At 72.8% G+C, this 17,270-nt stretch carries 21 protein-coding genes and 1 pseudogene; 9 read left to right on the top strand and 13 right to left on the bottom strand.

Annotation, left to right across the window (positions count from 1 at the left end):
- Positions 1 to 10: 10 nt before the first annotated feature.
- From MXD62_RS00410 to MXD62_RS00400, 3 genes are read right to left on the bottom strand one after another with little or no spacing between them, the layout of a single operon-like run.
- A complete protein-coding gene (locus tag MXD62_RS00410) occupies positions 11 to 1,366 on the bottom strand; it encodes an extracellular solute-binding protein (protein WP_248827495.1) in 1,356 nt (451 codons plus the stop codon).
- Positions 1,367 to 1,418: 52 nt separating this feature from the next.
- On the bottom strand, positions 1,419 to 2,342 hold the full coding sequence (locus tag MXD62_RS00405) for a carbohydrate ABC transporter permease (protein WP_248827494.1): 924 nt from the start codon (positions 2,340 to 2,342) through the stop codon (positions 1,419 to 1,421).
- Positions 2,339 to 3,283: a carbohydrate ABC transporter permease gene (locus tag MXD62_RS00400; RefSeq protein WP_131625077.1), complete on the bottom strand. Its 945-nt coding sequence runs from the start codon at positions 3,281 to 3,283 to the stop codon at positions 2,339 to 2,341. The genes MXD62_RS00405 and MXD62_RS00400 overlap by 4 nt, the downstream gene beginning before the upstream one ends.
- A 370-nt stretch (positions 3,284 to 3,653) precedes the next feature.
- Between MXD62_RS00400 and MXD62_RS00395 the strand changes: the two genes are divergently transcribed.
- The 4 genes from MXD62_RS00395 to MXD62_RS00380 all read left to right on the top strand — a co-directional run bounded on the left by MXD62_RS00395 (position 3,654) and on the right by MXD62_RS00380 (position 7,493).
- Positions 3,654 to 4,997 carry a DUF349 domain-containing protein gene (locus MXD62_RS00395; protein WP_235014142.1) on the top strand — a complete coding sequence of 448 codons (1,344 nt, stop codon included), beginning with the start codon at positions 3,654 to 3,656 and terminating at the stop codon, positions 4,995 to 4,997.
- A 114-nt stretch (positions 4,998 to 5,111) separates the two neighbouring features.
- Positions 5,112 to 5,930, top strand: a complete 819-nt coding sequence (locus tag MXD62_RS00390) for a helix-turn-helix domain-containing protein (protein ID WP_248827493.1) — start codon at positions 5,112 to 5,114, stop codon at positions 5,928 to 5,930.
- A 41-nt stretch (positions 5,931 to 5,971) separates the two neighbouring features.
- On the top strand, positions 5,972 to 6,442 hold the full coding sequence (locus MXD62_RS00385; RefSeq protein ID WP_248827492.1) for a hypothetical protein: 471 nt from the start codon (positions 5,972 to 5,974) through the stop codon (positions 6,440 to 6,442).
- A gap of 97 nt (positions 6,443 to 6,539) precedes the next feature.
- Positions 6,540 to 7,493 carry an aldo/keto reductase gene (locus MXD62_RS00380; RefSeq protein WP_248827491.1) on the top strand — a complete coding sequence of 318 codons (954 nt, stop codon included), beginning with the start codon at positions 6,540 to 6,542 and terminating at the stop codon, positions 7,491 to 7,493.
- Positions 7,494 to 7,564: 71 nt separating this feature from the next.
- Here MXD62_RS00380 and MXD62_RS00375 read toward each other — a convergent pair whose 3' ends face one another.
- The gene (locus MXD62_RS00375; protein WP_248827490.1) at positions 7,565 to 8,062 is read right to left on the bottom strand and encodes a DUF1269 domain-containing protein; all 498 of its coding nucleotides are present in this window, start codon (positions 8,060 to 8,062) and stop codon (positions 7,565 to 7,567) included.
- An 84-nt stretch (positions 8,063 to 8,146) separates the two neighbouring features.
- Between MXD62_RS00375 and MXD62_RS00370 the strand changes: the two genes are divergently transcribed.
- A complete protein-coding gene (locus MXD62_RS00370; RefSeq protein WP_248827489.1) occupies positions 8,147 to 8,671 on the top strand; it encodes an O-acetyl-ADP-ribose deacetylase in 525 nt (174 codons plus the stop codon).
- 6 nt (positions 8,672 to 8,677) lie between these two features.
- Here the strand turns inward: MXD62_RS00370 and MXD62_RS00365 are convergent, their stop codons facing one another.
- The gene (locus tag MXD62_RS00365) at positions 8,678 to 9,505 is read right to left on the bottom strand and encodes a class I SAM-dependent methyltransferase (protein ID WP_248827488.1); all 828 of its coding nucleotides are present in this window, start codon (positions 9,503 to 9,505) and stop codon (positions 8,678 to 8,680) included.
- A gap of 273 nt (positions 9,506 to 9,778) precedes the next feature.
- Here MXD62_RS00365 and mshA point away from each other — a divergent pair, with 273 nt between their 5' ends.
- Complete coding sequence (mshA, locus tag MXD62_RS00360) at positions 9,779 to 11,083, top strand: D-inositol-3-phosphate glycosyltransferase (protein ID WP_071066503.1); 1,305 nt, start codon at positions 9,779 to 9,781, stop codon at positions 11,081 to 11,083.
- 166 nt (positions 11,084 to 11,249) lie between these two features.
- Positions 11,250 to 11,744 (top strand): YbjN domain-containing protein, encoded by a 495-nt coding sequence (locus tag MXD62_RS00355; protein WP_248827487.1) that lies wholly within the window; start codon positions 11,250 to 11,252, stop codon positions 11,742 to 11,744.
- A gap of 55 nt (positions 11,745 to 11,799) precedes the next feature.
- Here the strand turns inward: MXD62_RS00355 and MXD62_RS00350 are convergent, their stop codons facing one another.
- Complete coding sequence (locus tag MXD62_RS00350; RefSeq protein ID WP_248827486.1) at positions 11,800 to 12,441, bottom strand: FABP family protein; 642 nt, start codon at positions 12,439 to 12,441, stop codon at positions 11,800 to 11,802.
- A 263-nt stretch (positions 12,442 to 12,704) separates the two neighbouring features.
- Here MXD62_RS00350 and MXD62_RS00345 point away from each other — a divergent pair, with 263 nt between their 5' ends.
- On the top strand, positions 12,705 to 13,067 hold the full coding sequence (locus MXD62_RS00345) for a DsrE family protein (protein WP_041254942.1): 363 nt from the start codon (positions 12,705 to 12,707) through the stop codon (positions 13,065 to 13,067).
- Between the two features lie 172 nt (positions 13,068 to 13,239).
- Positions 13,240 to 13,488: a hypothetical protein gene (locus MXD62_RS00340; RefSeq protein WP_248827485.1), complete on the top strand. Its 249-nt coding sequence runs from the start codon at positions 13,240 to 13,242 to the stop codon at positions 13,486 to 13,488.
- A 140-nt stretch (positions 13,489 to 13,628) separates the two neighbouring features.
- Here MXD62_RS00340 and MXD62_RS00335 read toward each other — a convergent pair whose 3' ends face one another.
- From MXD62_RS00335 to MXD62_RS00310, 7 genes and pseudogenes are all read right to left on the bottom strand, one after another.
- A complete protein-coding gene (locus MXD62_RS00335) occupies positions 13,629 to 13,928 on the bottom strand; it encodes a DUF1416 domain-containing protein (protein ID WP_020463590.1) in 300 nt (99 codons plus the stop codon).
- 2 nt (positions 13,929 to 13,930) lie between these two features.
- Entirely contained in the window at positions 13,931 to 14,764 is an 834-nt protein-coding gene (locus MXD62_RS00330) for a sulfurtransferase (RefSeq protein WP_071066507.1), read from the bottom strand.
- Positions 14,761 to 15,180, bottom strand: a complete 420-nt coding sequence (locus MXD62_RS00325) for a DUF4395 domain-containing protein (RefSeq protein ID WP_248827484.1) — start codon at positions 15,178 to 15,180, stop codon at positions 14,761 to 14,763. Before MXD62_RS00325 ends, MXD62_RS00330 begins: the two co-directional genes overlap by 4 nt.
- Before the next feature lie 93 nt (positions 15,181 to 15,273).
- Positions 15,274 to 15,351 carry a putative leader peptide gene (locus MXD62_RS40000; RefSeq protein WP_368672084.1) on the bottom strand — a complete coding sequence of 26 codons (78 nt, stop codon included), beginning with the start codon at positions 15,349 to 15,351 and terminating at the stop codon, positions 15,274 to 15,276.
- A gap of 37 nt (positions 15,352 to 15,388) precedes the next feature.
- Entirely contained in the window at positions 15,389 to 16,057 is a 669-nt protein-coding gene (locus MXD62_RS00320; protein WP_248827483.1) for a thioredoxin family protein, read from the bottom strand.
- 81 nt (positions 16,058 to 16,138) lie between these two features.
- Positions 16,139 to 16,906: a DUF2993 domain-containing protein gene (locus MXD62_RS00315; RefSeq protein ID WP_248827482.1), complete on the bottom strand. Its 768-nt coding sequence runs from the start codon at positions 16,904 to 16,906 to the stop codon at positions 16,139 to 16,141.
- A pseudogene (locus tag MXD62_RS00310) lies at positions 16,903 to 17,270 on the bottom strand (hypothetical protein); the annotation flags it as partial. The pseudogene MXD62_RS00310 and the gene MXD62_RS00315, both read right to left, overlap by 4 nt.

The raw sequence follows: 17,270 nt of genomic DNA, 5'->3' as shown, positions 1-17,270 counted from the left end.
GGGTTCGCCGTCACCGGGTCAGGGCCTCGGCCTCGGCCTGCGCCGCGGCGAGGGTCTTGTCGACGTCCGCCCCAGTCATGATGCGCACGACCTGGTCGGACAGGGCCGGCGGGAGCTCCCCGCCGCGCGCGCCGCCCCACGACGGCGGCGCGACCAGCGACGGGATGAGGTCGTTGAACGGCAGCAGCTGCGGGTACTGGCGGTAGAACGGCTCCAGCCGGGTCAGCTCGGCGGAGTCGACGGGCAGGTAGCTCAGCGCCTCGGTGCTCGCCGCCAGGACGTCCGGCGCGAGCAGCGACACGACCAGCTCGGTCGCCATCTCCTTCTGGCACTGGTCGGTGGACAGCACGGTCAGCGCGTTGCCGCCCGCGACCGGCGCCTGCTTTCCGCCCGGCAGCGTCGGGAACGGCACCGCGCCGGCCCGGAAGCCCTGCGCCCCCTGATCCTGGATGAACTTCAGGCCGCCCGCGAGGGCCGCGACCGTCACCATCGTCATCGCGGTCTGCTTGCGGATACCGAACCGCAGCAGGCCCTGGTTGGTCGGGTCGTCGGACTGCGGCCCGTACGTCCCGACCTTCGCCAGGAACCGGGCGGCCTCGAGCGCCTGCGGGCTGTTCAGCCGCGGCCGGCCCGCCTCGTCCTGGATCGGCGCGCCCTTCGAGCTGGCGAGGGTGTTCAGCGCCCACTGCCCGAACTGCTGACCGGTCGGGATGTCGATCGGCTGGACGTCCTGCCCGGACGCCTTGATCTTGTCGGCCGCGGCGATCACACCGTCCGTGGTGGTCAGCGTCTTCGGGTCGACCCCGGCCTTCTCGAGGATGTCGAGGTTGTAGACCAGCGTCAGCGTCGAGACCTGCTGGGGGATGCCGACCTGGCGGCCACCGACCTGGCCGAGCGGGACCATCCGCTGGTCGTAGGAGGCCCGCAGCAGCCGCGGGGAGAGTTCCTGCGCGCCGAGCTGGTCGGCGAAGACCGGCAGCACGTCGAAGCCGGCGACCGCGACGTCGACCTGCTGGTGGGCTGAGCGGTCCGCGCTGAGCTGCTGCACCAGCGCCACATAGTTGGGCGCGGTGGCGACGATCTCGACCGTGAGGCCGGGATGCGTCTTCTCCATGTACGCCTTGCCGGACTTCGCCACGTCGTTCAGGTTCCCCACGGCGTACATCCGCAGCGTCTTCACCTGGGCGGCGCACTGCGGGGACGCCTTCGCGCCCTCGACGTCGTCCACGCCGGCGGCCGCGGTGCGCGCGGTCGGGCGCAGGCCCTCCCCCGGGCTGGCCGGCGTCGAGCCGCCTCCGCCACAGGCCGCCAGCGGGAACAGCGCCGCCACCACGGCGAGCGGCACCGCGCGTCGGAATCGGGTCACGGATCTTCCTCTCGGGAGCCTCTGCCGTTCGGGAGCCGTTGCCGCTCGCGGGTCACGCCGCGAGCCCGGTTCCGGTGATACCGGCCGTCAACCGACGCTGGGCGACAACGAACACGACGAGGGTGGGCAGACTGATGATCAGCGAGCCCGCGGCGAGCTGGGTGAAGTCGGGGAACGCGGAAGTTCTGGTGGCGAGTCCGGCGAGCGCGAGCGGGGGTGTCGCGATGTCGGGCGAGCGGGCGACGAGCAGCGGCCACAGGTACTCGTTGAACGAGAGCAGGAAGCTGAAGACACTGACCGTGGCGATCGCGGGCATGCTCAGCGGGACGACGACGGTACGCAGGGTGCGCAGCGTCCCCAGGCCGTCCATCCGCGCGGCCTCGAGCACCGACACCGGGATCGTCGACATGTACTGACGGAGCAGGAAGATCGCGGCGGCCTGCGTCATGAACGGCAGCACCAGGCCCACCCGGGTGTCGGCGAACCCGAGCGCCGAGATCGTGACGTAGTTCGGCACGGCGGTCACCTGCGGCGGGACGAGCAGGGTGGCCAGCACGACGCCGAACAGCAGCCCGCGCCCCCGGAAGGGCACCCAGGCGAACGCGTACGCCGCCGGGATCCCGGTGAGCAGTTGCAGCGCCAGGACGGCGAGGCTCACGCCGATCCCGGTCAGCAGCGCGGGGCCCAGATCACCCGCCTGCCAGGCGTTCTCGAACGCCCCGAAGCCCACCGAGGACGGGATCGGGTTCGCCGAGAGCCGCAGGGCGTTCTGCGGCGGGCCGACCGCGGTGCGCAGCATCCAGACGAACGGGAGGAGCGCGGCGGTGATACCGACCGCGAGGAACCCGAACCGGCCCGCCGCCGACAGCGACGACCAGAACGGCACGGCGCGCCGCCCGGTGCCTGCCGAACGCTTCGAACCGGGCGCCCGGCCGGCACCGGCGCGGTGCCGCGGGCTCGCCGCCTCGCTGGTCATGACCGGCCTCCTTCGGCGACGGGATCCTCGGCGCCCATGCCGTCGAGCTGCCTGGCCATCCGGACGCGCCGGCCCAGCAACGCTCCCGCCGCGCCGACGAGCACCACCGCGACCAGCAGCAACAGGGCGATCATGGATGCGTAGCCGATCCGGAACGAACCCGTGAAACCGACCTTGTAGATGTAGTAGATGATCGTCGTGCTGGAGTCCAGGGGCCCGCCCTCGGTGAGCACCGCGACCGTCTCGAACGTCTGCAACGTCAGGACGGTGACGAACACCCCCAGGAACACCGTCGTCGGGGCCAGCAGCGGCAGCGTGACGTGGCGCAGCCGGGCGAGCCCGCGGACGCCGTCCACGTCGGCCGCCTCGTACACCGAGCGCGGAATCGCGGTCAGGCCGGCCAGATAGACCACGAAGACGAAACTGGTCAGCCGCCAGCCGCCGACCAGCGCGACGACCGGGAGAGCGGTGGCGCGGTCACCGAGCCAGTTCACCGGATCGATGCCGACGAATCCGACGAGAGTGTTGGCCAGCCCGTCGGGGCTGCTGTCGAAGATGTACTGGAAGACCACAGCCATCGCCACGATGTTCGCACTCGCCGGCAGGAACAACGCGAATCGGACGGCCGCCCGGCCGCGGGTCACCCGTTCGGCCGCGAGCGCCAGCAACAGGCCGAACAGAACGGACGGAATGACCGTCAACAGGCAGTAGACCAGCGTGTTGCGGACGGCCTGGCCGAGATCGGGGTCCGCCAGCGCCTCGCGCAGGTTCGCCGTCCCCACCCAGTGGAAGTCCGGGCCGGTGAGGTTCTTGTCGGTGCCGGCGACGAAGGCCGACACGATCGCCGGGCCGATGACGAACACGCACAGCCCGACAAAGGCGGGCGTCAACAGCGCGGCCGCCCGCCAGCCGTCCCGCCCGGCTCTGGTCCCCTGCGCCACGGTTACGCATCTTGGCCCGACGGCGACCGGTCCGCACACACCGGGGGGCGGGAAAAGATGAACGCCCGACGTCTTTTACGGCCAGTGCCTGATGGCACACCGGACAGAGCCGCGCCGTGGTGACGACGCTCGCGCCGCGCGGCCACACCGCCAGGCACCCGCGACAGCGACATCCTGGCCGTATCCCGGCGACGTCCTGGCCGCGTCCTGGTCGTATCCCGGTGACATCCCCGATGGCGTCCCGGCGGCGTCCCGGCGGCCGACGCGCACCGACACGCCCGGAGGCGGCACCGGTGCGGGCAGGTTCGGCGAACCTCCTTCTTCATTCGATAGCCGCCAGCGGTCCCCTTCCGGCCGGATGCCTGCAACAATGACAGGCATCTTGATGTCGATCTTCGGGAACGCGATGAGTGACCGCAGCGACGGCGACCGCGATGACAGCGGACGCCACGGCACCGGACCTGGTGGGCCCGCCCACCACCATGACGGGGACGGACCTTCCGGCGGGCGGGACGAACTCGGTGACGACTGGGGCCGGGTGGATGCCGACGGCACCGTGTACCTGCGCACCGCCGACGGCGAGCGTGCGGTCGGCTCGTGGCGCGCGGGTAGCCCTGAGGAGGGCCTGGCCCACTTCCGCCGCCGCTACGACGACCTCCTCGCCGAGGTGGTGTTGCTGGAGCGGCGGCTGACGGTGAGCGGCGTCGACCCCGGCGGCATCGCCGGCAGCGCCCGCCGGCTGCGGGAGGGGCTGGCCCAGGCCTCGGTCGTCGGCGACGTCGACGCCCTGGCGGCGCGGCTCGACGCCGTCCTGGCGGCCACGGACACCCGCCGCACGGAGCTCGCCGCCGAGCGGGCCCGCCGGGTCGCCGCCGCGGTCACCGCCAAGGAGGAGCTGGTCACCGAGGCCGAGCAGCTCGCCCGCAGCTCCGAGTGGAAGGTGACGAGCGAGCGTTTCCGGACCATCGGCGACGATTTCCGCGCGATCACCGGTGTCGACAAGCGGACCGACTCGGCGCTGTGGCGGCGGATCGCGGCGGCCCGCGACGAGTTCACCCGCCGCCGCACCTCGCACTTCGCCGCGCTCGACACCCAGCGCACGCGCTCACGCGAGCGCAAGGAGGCGATCATCGCCGAGGCCGTCGCGCTGTCGGACTCGACGGACTGGGGCCCGACGACCGCGCGGTACCGCGCGCTGATGGTCGAGTGGAAGGCGGCCGGCCGGGCCGCCAAGGACGTCGACGACGAGCTGTGGGCCCGGTTCCGGGCCGCGCAGGACGGCTTCTTCAGCCGGCGCAACGCCGTGAACGCCGAGCGCGACGCGGAGCAGATCGCCAACCAGGCCCGCAAGGAGGAGCTGCTCGTCGAGGCCGCCGCGCTCGATCCCGTCGACGTCGAGCGGTCGCTGCGCCGGTACCGCGAGATCCAGGAGCGCTGGGACGCGATCGGCCGGGTGCCCCGCGAGGCGGTCGGCAGCCTGGAACGCCAGCTCAACGCCATCGGAGACAAGCTGCGCGATGCTTCCGACGCCCGTTGGGACCGTCGGGACATCGCCGAGTCCCCGTTCCTGACGAAGCTGCGCGAGTCGGTGGCGAAGCTCGAGGCGAAGCTGGAGCGCGCCCGCGCCGCCGGCCGGGCCCGCGAGATCACCGAGACCGAGAACGCCCTCGCGACCCAGCGCGCCTGGCTGGCGCAGGCCGAGAAGGGAAGCTGACCGCGGCGCGCCGAATGGCCCAACTGTGCTAACTGCCCGCTTGCCACAGCTAGCATCAGCCCGTATCGTCGACCTCCTCCTGACCGGTTGTTCCTGTGGAGGTCGACGACGGCCGTGGCGGCTATCCATGTGCGGGATGTCGGCGACTTCATCCGCGAGCAGCGGCGCGGCGCGCAGATCTCACTGCGCCAGCTCGCCCGCCAGGCGGGGGTGAGCAATCCCTACCTCAGCCAGATCGAGCGCGGCCTGCGCCGGCCCTCGGCCGAGATCCTGCAGCAGATCGCGAAGGCCCTGCGCATCTCGGCGGAGGTCCTCTACGTGCAGGCCGGCATCCTCGAGGAACGCGAGGGCGGCGAGGACCTGCTGGCCGCCGTCCACGCCGACGAGACGCTGACCGAACGCCAGAAGCAGGTCATCGTCGACATCTACGACGCGTTCCGCCGGGAGAACGCGCTCGCCGGGCTGACCCCCGGCGCGCGGGGTCCGGCCGCGGCCGGGTCCGGCGACACCGAAGCCGACGTCGAGGCCGGCACCGCGACCGACGCTCTGACCGACATCGACATCGAGCCCGACTCCGCGGCACCCGCGCCGCGCTCGGCGGCATCCGCCTCGGGCTCGGCGGCATCCCCGTCGGGCACGGACCGCGCGGCCTCGGCCGCCGAGCATGGCGCGACCACCCCGGGCGGGAAAGCCCCGGGCGAGGCCGGGCCGGGGCCCGCCGGGCGGACCAGGCCCGCGACGACCCGGCGCAAGACCGCCGCCACGGCGGGCGAGCCGACGTCCACGACGCGGCACGCGGCGACCCGCAAGGCGGGGGACGGCCGGCGCGGCCCACGTAGCAGCAGTACGAAAAGCGCCCCGGTGGCACCGGAGGACGGTGCCGGCGAGGCCACCACGACCCGGACCCCGCCCGCGGGGCCGTCAAACACCTGACCCAACACCATCACAACCAGCGGAGATCGCTAGGAGATCGCATGGCTACCGCCCGCACCGGCACGAAGACGAAGAGCGACACACCCACGGCAAGCTCCGATGTTCGCAAGCCCCTGTACGCGTCGGTCGGCGCCGCCGATCTCGCGGTCGAGAAGCTCCGGACGCTTCCCACGGCCTACGGGACAGAGGTCCGGCGCATCTCGGACCGGGTCAGCCAGATCCCGGCCCAGGCGGCCAGGGTGCCCGTCCAGGTCGGCTCGGCCGTCCTCTCGCTTCCGGTGACCGTCGGCTCGCAGATTTCCGACCTGCAGGGTCGGGCGACCCAGCTCTACAACTCCTTCGCCAGCCGGGGCGAGAAGCGCGTCGCCGGCATCCGGCGCAGCCCCGCGACGGAGGAGGCGGTGAAGCAGACGAAGACGGCCGTCAGCCAGACGCGGGCCGCGCGCACCTCCACCCGCCGGGCGGCCACCGCCACGGGCCGCGCCGTCAGCGACGCCGCGACACCGAACTGAAAACAGCAGAACAAAAAATCAACACCACAGCTGCGCGCACCACGAACCCCGGACCCTGATTGCTGGCGGTTCGTGGTGCGCGTGTTGTATTAAGGGCATGCGTTATCGCCCCCTGGGATCTTCGGGCCTGATGGTCTCCGTCGTCGGGCTGGGATGCAACAACTTCGGGTCCAGGGTCGACCTGACCGGTACGCGTGCCGTCGTCGAGGCCGCCCTCGACTCCGGGATCAACTTCTTCGACACCGCCGACACCTACGGGAACAAGGGCGGCTCGGAGACCCTGCTGGGGCACGTGCTCCGGGGCCGGCGCGACGACGTCGTCCTCGCCACCAAGGTCGGCAACGACATGGGCGGCATGTACGGCCAGGACTTCAACGCACGCGCCTCCCGCCGCTACATCCGCAAGGCGGTCGAGGGGTCGCTGAGCCGGCTGCAGACCGACTACATCGACCTGTACCAGCTCCACAACCTGGACGCCTTCACCCCCGTCGAGGAGACGCTGGAGGCGCTCGGCGAGCTCGTCCAGGAGGGCAAGGTCCGCTACGTCGGGTCGTGCAACCTGGACGCCTGGCAGGTGTCCGACGCCGAGTGGACGGCACGGGCGTCCGGCACCACCCGGTTCATCTCGGCCCAGAACCACTACAACCTGCTTGTCCGGGACGTCGAGGCCGAACTGGTGCCGGCCGCCCTCAAGTACGGGATCGGGGTCATCCCCTACTTCCCGTTGGAGAACGGCATCCTGAGCGGCAAGTACCTGCGCGACGAGGCGCCGCCGACCGGCACCCGGATGGCGGGCCGCCAGGACGAGCTCACCGACGACCTGTTCGACCGGGTGGAGACCCTGGAGACCTTCGCCAGGGAGCGGGACCGGTCGCTGCTGGACGTGGCGATCGGCGGCCTCGCCGCCCAGCCCGCGGTCGCCTCCGTGATCGCCGGTGCGACGAGCGCGGCGCAGGTCCGGGCGAACGCCGCGGCCGGCCAGTGGCAGCCCCGAGCGGACGACCTCGCCGTCCTCGACAAGATCGCTCCCACCCGCCGCCCGGGGGCCTGACACCTCGGCCGCTCGGCGGCCCGGATCGGGAGCCTGACTCCTCAGCCGGGCTCGGGGCGCGCCCTGGCGCCTCAGGCCGGGCTCGGCTGAAAGCGCAGGGCGCGGGCCAGGGCCTCCTCCCGTTCCCGGGGCAGCGAGGTTTTGATCACCATCGGATGGTGCTCGCGCAGCGCCGCGATCGCCGCCGGCCGGGACTCGCGGACCAGCACGAACACCGCCGCACGGCCAGGCTGCAGATGGCCGGCGATGCGCCGGATCATGCCAGTGTCCATCGCCTGGGCCATCAGGAGCCGGCCGGCGAGCGCCCCACCGCCGGCGCCGATCGCCAGGCCCACGACCGGGGCCAGGAAGACGGCACCGACGGTGGCCCCGCACGCCGCGCCGCCCACCGCCGCCGATCTGATCCGCCGTGCCCCGTGCCGCACGTGCACCGCACCGCTGTCCTCGCGCCACGCGACCGCCCGGTCCGCCAGGTCGACCAGTCCCTGTCGGGACAGCCGCCGACCCAGCTCCCAGACCTGCTCGGCCTGGCGCCTGCTGTCGAACCCGAGTACGACCAACTCCGCCACGCCTCCATCGCATCGCAGGCCGTTGACGTCTGGCAAACGGACATTTCCGGGAGGGGCCCGCTCTGGTCTCGGTACTGTGTCCGCATGGTCACGGTGAGGCTAGTTCAGGGCGACATCGCCGCCCAGGCCGTGGACGCGATCGTCAACGCCGCCAAATCGTCGCTGCTCGGCGGCGGCGGCGTCGACGGGGCGATCCACGCCGCCGGCGGACCCGCCATCCTGGCCGCCTGCCGCCGTCTTCGGGCCGGCGCCCTGCCCGGCGGGCTACCCGTCGGCGAGGCCGTCGCGACCACCGCCGGCCGGCTCGCCGCGAAGCACGTCATCCACACCGTCGGGCCGGTCCACACCCCCCACGAGGACCGGTCCCACCTGCTCCGGTCGTGCTACGCACGCTCCCTGGCCGTCGCGGACGAGATCGGGGCCCGGACCCTCGCTCTGCCCGCGGTGAGCGCGGGGGCCTACGGCTGGCCGGCCCGCGACGCCGCCGACATCGCCGTGACCACCGTGCTCACCACCCCCAGCTCGGTCACCGAGGCCCGTTTCGTCCTGTTCGACCAGGCCATGCTGCGGATCTTCACCGAAGCCCTCGAGAACGCCACGACCGGCTGAAACGCCTCAGGACGTCCGCGGCGGGCGGGGTGGCCAGGCGACGGTGAGCTCGCCGAGGCGCCACCGGCGCGGGCCGTCCAGCACCGACCAGCCGTCCCGCCGCAGCAGCTCGACGGCGCCGATCCAGCGCTGACGTGGCCCGAACGGACCACGCGGAGCCGCCCGCTCCCAGGCCAGGTCGAACGCCGCGAGCAGGTCGTGGACGTCCTCACCGGGCACGTTGCGCGCGATCAGCGCCTTCGGCAGCCGAGGTGCCAGATCGGACGGGCGGGCCAGGCTCGGCAGGTGCGCCGACAGGGTCAGCGTCCGGGGAACCCCGCCGGGCGGGACCGCGAACCAGCACGCCCGCCGGCCGACCTCGTCGCAGGTCCCCTCGACCAGCAGCCCGCCGGCCTGCAGCCGACCGGCCATCGCCGCCCACGCCGCGCCGACCGCCTCCTCGTCGTACTGGCGCAGCACGTTCATCGCCCGCACCACCACCGGACGCAGGCCCGCGAGCTCGAAGCCGCCGCGCGCGAACGCCAGCCCCGGCGGACGGGCCGCCGACGCCGCCGCGACCACCCGCTCCTGGTCCAGCTCGAGCCCGACCACCCGCAGGTGGGGCCGCACCGGCCGCAGCCGGTCGTACATCTCGACGGTGGTGACCGGCGACGACCCGAACCCGAGGTCGACCACGAGCGGGTCCTCGGCGGCGCGCAACGCCGACCAGGCCGCCGAGGTCAGCCACCGGTCGACGCGGCGCAGCCGGTTCGGCGCCGTCGTGCCCCGGGTGGGCAGTCCGAGCGCCCGCGCCCGCCCCGCCGCCAGCCTCGGCGGCCGCCGCGCGACTGTCACACCCCTCACACCCCCCATCGGAGAACTCGACCACGAAGCACGCTGTTGTACACGGTCGCCGTCATGCCGGGTCGCACTGGCACAGCGTCGCTGTGGTGCAGCGTCGCACTGGCACAGCGTCGCTGTGGTGCAGCGTCGGTCGGATGGCGACGACCTGGTCCGGGCACATACAAGCTCGTACCGAGTGTGCCGGGCGGGCATAGGACGGCCACCGCCCGGTGTTGAACCGCTTTGGCGCCGGTCGTCGGGTAGATCTGCCTGTGGAGGTGGTTGGTGCATCTGGTCGGAGGCGCGCCGCCGGAACATCCCGAACCAGCCCGGCCGAAGCCAGCCTCGCGGGTCGCGATGCTGTCGATGCACACGTCGCCCCTGGAGCAGCCCGGCACCGGCGACGCGGGCGGGATGAACGTCTACGTCATCGAGCTCGCCCGGCAGCTGGCCGTGCTCGGCACCGAGGTGGAGGTCTTCACCCGGGCCGTGAGCAGCCGGCTCCCACCCGCCCTGGAGATCGCCCCCGGGGTCATCGTCCGGCATGTGCCCGCCGGCCCGTTCGAGGACATCGGCCGCGAGGAGCTGCCCGCCTGGCTGTGCGCCTTCACGGCGGACGTCCTGCGCACCGAGGCCGGCCACGCGGCGGGCTGGTTCGACGTCGTCCACTCGCACTACTGGCTGTCCGGGCAGGTCGGGCTGTCGGCCGCCCGCCGGTGGGGCGTGCCTCTGGTGCACACGGCCCACACCCTGGCGCGGGTCAAGAACGCCTCCCTCGCCGACGGCGACCGCCCCGAGCCGGAACCGCGCGTCCAGGGCGAGCAGGAGATCATCAAGGCGGCGACGCGGCTCATCGCGTCGACCGACACCGAGCGCCGCCACCTCACCCAGCTCTACGGCGCGGCGCCGGGCAAGGTGGACGTGGTCGCCCCCGGCGTCGACCTCGACGTCTTCCGCCCCGGCGACCCCCGGGCCGCCCGCGAGCGGGTCGGCCTCGACCCCGACACCCAGCTCCTCCTCTTCGTCGGGCGCATCCAGCCGCTCAAGGCACCGGACGTCCTGCTCGCCGCCGCGGCCGAACTCATCCACCGCGACCCCGACCGCCGCGGACAGCTGGCGGTCGTCGTCGTCGGCGGCCCGAGCGGCTCCGGGCTCGAACGCCCGGACTCTCTGGTCAAGCTCGCCGCCGAACTCGGCATCACCGACATCGTCCGTTTCCAGCCGCCGGTACCCCAGGAGCAGCTCGCCCACTGGTACCGCGCGGCGACAGCGGTCGTCGTCCCCAGCCACAGCGAGAGCTTCGGCCTGGTCGCGGTCGAGGCCCAGGCCTGCGGCACCCCCGTGGTGGCCGCCTCCGTCGGCGGCCTGCGCACCGCCGTCGCCCACGGGACGTCCGGAGTCCTCGTCCACGGCTGGGAGCCCGCCGACTACGCCGACGCCCTGGAACGCATCCTCACCGAGGAACGCTGGCGCCGGCACCTGTCGACAGGCGCCCGCCTGCGCGCCGCGAGCTTCGGCTGGACGGCGACCGCGAAAGGCGTCCTCGCGAGCTACCAGGCGGCGATCTCACCAGCGGCCGTCGCCGTCTGACCCGCCCCGGCGAGCCGGTCACCGCCGACCCGCTCGGCGGACCGGCCACTCGGGCGTACCCTCCGTCGCCGAGTCGGCTAGCGTCGCCGACGGCGGGTTCGGCCGGGCTCGGCGTCACCGCGCCCGCCCGGCTTGACCGGCACCACGAACGGGGAGGTCCCTGCGCATGACGGCACCCATCGACGGCGCGGAACGCGAACGGCTCGACAAGCTGATCAGTACCGCCCTGGACGACCTCGGTGTGGCCTACGAGCACCCCGACACCGGCGCCTTCCTGGTCACGCTCGAAGGCGAGCACAAGCTGCGCACCATGACCTGGCTCGTGGTCCAGGACCACACGCTGCTCGTCGAGGCGTTCTTCATGCGCGCGCCCGCCGAGAACGCCGCCGGTACCTACGGCTTCCTGCTCAGCCGGAACGCCCGCACCTACGGCGTGCACTTCTCGATCGACCGCGTCGGCGACATCTTCCTGACCGGCCAGGTCTCGCTGACCGCGGTCACCGCCGAGGAGGTCGACCGCCTCCTCGGCTGCGTCGGCTCCTACGCCGACGACAACTTCGACCCGGCCATCGCGCTCGGCTTCGCCGGCGCCATCGAGCGCGAACGCGCCTGGCGCGCCAGGCTGGCCGCCGACGCCGGCACCGCCCCCCGCCCCACCTGACGCCCCAGCCGCCGGCCGACAGCCCCGACCGGCCGGCAACCCGGCCGGTGCCGGATCAGGACGGTGAGCGGTGCAGGCGGGCGGAGAGGTGGGACTGCAGCGGCTTGCCGCCGGCCTCCATGTCGATCGCGTACGCCAGGTCGCCGCCCTCGACCAGGCCGTACAGCCGGACCGACCGGGTGACCTCCCGGGCGGTGGCCGTCCTGATCAGGACGTTCGAGTCGAGATCGATCCTGGTTCCGGTGACCGTCCCGACGTAGATCTCGGCGATGCCGAAGGGGTGGGCGAGCATCACCTCGACGACCGGGCTCCCGTTCACCTTCCCGTCGGGGCCGGGCTCGATGGCCGGTGGCTGGACCCGCCAGAAGCCGGTCTCGGTGGCCAGCGGGCTGCCGGGCTCGCGGCCGTCCCGCGGCTCGTCGGCCCACCAGGTGTGCGAGACGTAGCCGAGCGCGGGGCGCCCGTCCGCCGCGAAGGTGATCTCCTGGCCGTAGTGGAACGACTCCATGCCCTCGTAGCCGCCGACGCCTTCGCCGCGCCAGGTCCCGACGAGGAACGCCAGCGGCAGCAGGCTCGGGTGCAGGTCAACCGTCGCGGTGTTCCCGGCCGTGCCGCCGGTGGCTCCGCCGCTCGCGGTGTCGCCGCGTGCCACTCTGTCGCCGCGTGCCGCCGTGTCGCCGGTCGCGTCCGCCCCCATCGCCCTGCCACCTCTCGCCCGGCCGCTCAGCGCTGGCCTCCGTACAGCTTGTAGACGGCGTAGCCGGAGAACCAGGCGATCAGCATCGCCATGGCCACCAGCAGGCCGCTCATGAAGTAGTGCAGCACGGACCACAGCCTAGGCCGTGCCCCGACGCGTTCCGTAACGCCTGCCCCGTACCGCACCTGGCCGGTGCGTGTCCGCCACCAGCCACCAGCTACCAGCCGCCGGTCCGCGGCGGCCCGGCACGGCACACTGGACGGGTGACCCGTTCGCTGCTCGTCAAGGTGACCGCCGGCGCCGACGCCCCGGAACGCTGTTCCCAGGCTTTCACCGTAGCCTCGGTGGCCGTCGCGTCCGGCGTGGATGTCTCCCTGTGGCTCACCGGCGAATCGGCCTGGTTCGCGCTCCCGGGGCGTGCCGCGGAGTTCTCGCTGCCGGAGGCCGCGCCGTTGAACGATCTTCTCGACGCGATTCTCGCCGCCGGCCGGGTGACCCTGTGCACGCAGTGCGCCGCCCGCCGGTCGATCGGCCCGGACGACGTCATTCCCGGGGTCCGCATCGCCGGGGCGGCCGTCTTCGTGAGCGAGGCGCTCGCCGACGACGTCCAGGCGCTCGTCTACTGACGTCCGCTCCGCCGACGTCCGCGTGTGGCCGACGTTCGCGTTATACGCACCTGCACATGAGCGGTGCGTGTGCACCGAGAATGCGCGCTACTTCTGCACGCGCACGGCAGACCACTGACAGCACACGACGCGGCGCGTTCACCGGAACGCCGGGATGCGCTTTCATGATCGCATGATGCCGGAGTCCGAGATGCTCTTCGCCGTGGTGCAGTTCGAGGGAGCGGGCCGGCACACGGTCCGTCGCGTGGTCGCGCCGTTCCCCGACCGCAGCGCCGCGGCGACCTTCGCCGTCGACAACGACCTGCGTCACTTCACCGTGGGCCCGATGGTCTTCGCGGTCCCCACCAGCATCCCGTTCGGCGTCGTGGACGGCGCCGAGCCCGCCGACAGGTTTCCCGCCCCGCGCCAGGCCACAAGCTGACCACCACTCCGGGCCGCACTCGTCCCACCCGGGATGGCGCCCCACGCGTAACAGCCGGGTCCCGGGGAGGCGATTCCTCGGAACCCGGCCGCCACCGGGCACCCAGCTGCCAGCCGGATGCCCAGAAGTGTCAGACGAGGTCAGGCCGCGACGTCGACCTGGGTGTCGACCGGCTCGCCCTGCCGGGCGACGACCTTGCGCTCACCGCTCCCGCCGGGGACGAGCGCGCGGACCGTCCACTCGCCCGGGCGGGCGAAGAAACGGAACTGGCCGGTCGCCGAGAGCGGCACCTCCGCGGTGAAGTCGCCGCCGGAGTCGAGCAGCCGGGCGTAGCCGGTCGAGACCGGCGACCCGTCCTTCACCACGACGCCCTGGATCACGGTCTCCTTGGCCACGTCGATTCCTTCCACCGAGGGTCCACCACTGGTAGCGCCACACATGATCAGGCACCCTTCTCGATCGGCACGCCCACCAGGGAGCCGTACTCGGTCCACGAGCCGTCGTAGTTCTTGACGTTCGCCAGGCCCAGCAGCTCGTGCAGGGCGAACCAGGTGTGCGCGGAGCGCTCCCCGATCCGGCAGTAGGCGATGGTGTCCTTCGACAGGTCGACACCGGCCTCGGAGTACAGCTTCTCCAGGTCGGCGTTCGACTTGAAGGTGCCGTCCTCGTTGGCGGTCCTCGCCCACGGGATGTTCTTCGCGGTCGGCACGTGGCCGGCCCGCTGCGACTGCTCCTGCGGCAGGTGCGCCGGGGCGAGCAGGCGGCCGCTGAACTCGTCGGGCGAGCGGACGTCCACCAGGTTCTTGTCACCGATGGCGGTGATGACCTCGTCGCGGAACGCGCGGATGTCGGTACGCGCCTCCGAGGCGGAGTACTTGGTCGCCGCGCGCGGGGTGACCTCGATGGTCAGCTCGCGGCCGTCCAGCTCCCACTTCTTGCGGCCGCCGTCGAGCAGGCGGACCTCGGCGTGGCCGTAGAGGACGAAGTACCAGTAGGCGTAGGCGGCGAACCAGTTGTTGTTGCCGCCGTAGAGCACCACGGTGTCGTCGTCGGCGATGCCCTTCTCCGACAGGAGCTTCTCGAACTGCTCCTTGTTCACGAAGTCACGGATCACCGGGTCCTGCAGTTCGGACTTCCAGTCAAGCCGCACTGCGCCGGGGATGTGACCCTTGTCGTAGGCCGACACGTCCTCGTCGACCTCGACGAGGACGACCTTGGGGTCGCCGCTGTGGGCTTCCACCCAGGTCGCGTCGACCAGCGCGTTCTCACGGCTCATGTGCGTGCTCCCTTCACGGTTGCGGAACGTAGGACGAGATAGATCTGGCATCCGAGGCAGAATCCGAACGCCGCGTTCAGGAAGGCCGCGGCGAAGGCGAGGGCCGCCGCCGAGTAGCCCAGCGCGGCAGGCCCGGCGAGCAGGCCGACGGTTCCCACCACGCCGAACACGGCGCCCACGGCCTGGGCGAACCGCGGGGGCGTCTCGTCCTCCAGGTCGGCGGGCGGGCCGAGCCGCGGCCGGACGAGGTAACGGAACACCAGCCCGTAGGGGGCGTTTCGGATCCCGGCCACGGCGCCGACCAGGAAGACCACGGTCTGCGCGAGCAGGAGCCACGGATTGCCGGTAACGATCGTTACGGCGAGTACAACAGTGGTCACGGCCGCGGCGAACCGCGGCCCACGTGGATCCACCATGGTGCTGTTCTCCTGACCTGCAAACGAGCTCGGGCAGCCGGGCGGGGCTGCCACACCCGGCCGGCACGGGCGCGGACGTACGTCAACGCGCTGTCAGAAGATGCGACACAAGCAGCTGCTCACGCGGCACAGGTCGACCGCGCGGCGCTTGACCAGCTCAGTGCTGCACATGGTTCGTGTCACGGTAGCAGCGAACGTCACGTCTGTGTTAAGCGTTACCCGACAGACCCACCGAATCACCATCAGTACCCTTCCGATGGTCTCCGGGCGCCGGCTCGACGAGCGACGCGAGGGTCGCCAGGACGGCGTCCCGGCTCGGCGGCGCACCGCTCGCCCTGCGCGCCTCGACACCCTCGGCGTCGAGGACGAGCACCGTCGGCGTCCGGCGCACACCCAGCCTGCGCACCAGCTCCAGGTGCGACTCGGCGTCCACCTCGACATGGCGCACCCCCGGCACGATCGCGGCGACGTCGGCGAGCACCCGCCGGGCCACCCGGCAGGGGGCGCAGAACGCCGTCGAGAACTGCAGCAGGGTCGCGACCTCGCCGGGCACGTGCCCCAGCGCCGCAAGCTCCGCCGTCAGACCACCCCGCCCACCCCGCGCCGTCTCGCCAGGCGCCGTCTCGCCAGGCGCCTCGGGGCGGTGATCGCCCGGATCAGGGCCCGGCACCGCACCGACACCGGTCACCGCCGCCGGACCCGCGTCCCCACGGCCCTCACGTTCACCACCTCCGTGCTGGTCACCGCGGCGCGCGGCGGCGCCCCGGGGACCACCGCGCACCCGGGACACCCGGAACCGGCCGTCCCGCGCCCTGGTCAGCAGGCCGACCCCGGTCGCCGCTACAAGTGCCGCCAGCAGGACCCACACGCCGGTCATGGCGGGTGCAGCGCCTCAGGACGGCGAAACCTTCCCACCTCCGCGCGAGGCGCGAGGCGCGCGTGCGCGCCGGGCCGCGGGTCAGAGGCCGGATGTGCCCGCGGGGGCGACCGCCGGGGCGACGGTGGCGTCGAGCAGCACGTTCTCCCCACCAGCGGCGAACGTCAGCCGGTCGGCGCCCACTGTCGCGGACCGCAGCTTCATGTTGAACGGCAGCCCGGTCACCGGCACCCGCACCGTGAGCAGTGAGCGGACGGTGTCGAGCAGGCCCGACGGGATCATCGCCGCCAGGTCGGGGGCCAGGTCGCGCGGGGTGAAGGTGACAGCGTCCGGCGCGACGCCGATATCGGTCGTACCGGAGACGGGGTAGGCCGTGCCGAGGAGATCGACCGTTCCGCCGATCTGGATCCCCTGCCCGGCCGGGCTGATCTTCAGCTGCGAGTTCTGACTGGCCAGGTATGCGTTCAGGTCGTTGAAGGTCAGGTCGACCTCGGCGTCGACCCGGTCGACGGGCACCCGCTCGACCGCGCCGCGCAGGACGTCGGAGAGCGGGAGCCGCACCCCTGTCAGGTCGGCGTGGACGCGATCGATCCGTGCGCCGTCCTGCTCGTAGCCGCGGACCTCGAGCTGGACGTCGCGATACCGGCCGGCGACGACCTGGGTGAGGAAGGGGAAGCCACCGAGGGACACATCTGGCCGTTGCGCCAGGTTCTCGGCGTTCTGGGCCCTGGTCGCGATCTGGTCGGCGACCACGCGTGCGGCGACCCGGTCCAGCACCCCGACGACGATCAGAGCCACGACCATTGTGATCAGGAAGATGCGCAGGCCGCGCCGGCCACCGGGGCTCATCCGGGAAGCTGCCTGCCGACGAGGTACACCATGGGCGCCGCCAGCGCGATCGGGAGCAGCGCGCCGAGCAGCACCCCGGCCAGGGCGCCTCCTGGAGCGAGAACGCCACGCGAGGCAGGGCTGCCCGAGACAGGGCCACCCGGAGCAAGGCCACCCGGGGCGAGGGCCCCGGCTCGTGGCTCGGAGTCCGGCGCGGACGGTGCTTCGGGCGCGGTCTGGCCCAGCAGGAGGCTCACGCACGCGGCGGCAACGGCCCCGGCGGCGGCGAGGGCGGCCCCCGGGGGCCCCCCCCGGTCCGTGAGCGCGCCGTAGAGCGAGCCCCCCGCCGCCCCCGCCCTGGGGCCCCACCCCCCCGCGCAGAGGG

Source organism: Frankia sp. Mgl5 (genome assembly GCF_023242985.1).
GTDB classification, from domain to species: domain Bacteria; phylum Actinomycetota; class Actinomycetes; order Frankiales; family Frankiaceae; genus Parafrankia; species Parafrankia soli.
The sequence above is the reverse complement of the archived record's forward strand: the minus strand, read 5'-3'. Positions and strand labels throughout refer to the sequence as shown.

Coding starts and splice junctions, on each gene's coding strand:
- MXD62_RS00335 (WP_020463590.1), bottom strand. CDS start 13,928: ATGTGTGGCGCTACCAGTGGTGGACCCTCGGTGGAAGGAATCGACGTG.
- MXD62_RS00320 (WP_248827483.1), bottom strand. CDS start 16,057: ATGACCGGCGTGTGGGTCCTGCTGGCGGCACTTGTAGCGGCGACCGGG.
- MXD62_RS00340 (WP_248827485.1), top strand. CDS start 13,240: ATGATGCCGGAGTCCGAGATGCTCTTCGCCGTGGTGCAGTTCGAGGGA.
- MXD62_RS00370 (WP_248827489.1), top strand. CDS start 8,147: ATGGTCACGGTGAGGCTAGTTCAGGGCGACATCGCCGCCCAGGCCGTG.
- MXD62_RS00355 (WP_248827487.1), top strand. CDS start 11,250: ATGACGGCACCCATCGACGGCGCGGAACGCGAACGGCTCGACAAGCTG.
- MXD62_RS00350 (WP_248827486.1), bottom strand. CDS start 12,441: ATGGGGGCGGACGCGACCGGCGACACGGCGGCACGCGGCGACAGAGTG.
- MXD62_RS00395 (WP_235014142.1), top strand. CDS start 3,654: ATGACAGGCATCTTGATGTCGATCTTCGGGAACGCGATGAGTGACCGC.
- MXD62_RS00405 (WP_248827494.1), bottom strand. CDS start 2,342: ATGACCAGCGAGGCGGCGAGCCCGCGGCACCGCGCCGGTGCCGGCCGG.
- MXD62_RS00330 (WP_071066507.1), bottom strand. CDS start 14,764: ATGAGCCGTGAGAACGCGCTGGTCGACGCGACCTGGGTGGAAGCCCAC.
- MXD62_RS00315 (WP_248827482.1), bottom strand. CDS start 16,906: ATGAGCCCCGGTGGCCGGCGCGGCCTGCGCATCTTCCTGATCACAATG.
- MXD62_RS40000 (WP_368672084.1), bottom strand. CDS start 15,351: ATGTGCAGCACTGAGCTGGTCAAGCGCCGCGCGGTCGACCTGTGCCGC.
- MXD62_RS00385 (WP_248827492.1), top strand. CDS start 5,972: ATGGCTACCGCCCGCACCGGCACGAAGACGAAGAGCGACACACCCACG.
- MXD62_RS00380 (WP_248827491.1), top strand. CDS start 6,540: ATGCGTTATCGCCCCCTGGGATCTTCGGGCCTGATGGTCTCCGTCGTC.
- MXD62_RS00325 (WP_248827484.1), bottom strand. CDS start 15,180: ATGGTGGATCCACGTGGGCCGCGGTTCGCCGCGGCCGTGACCACTGTT.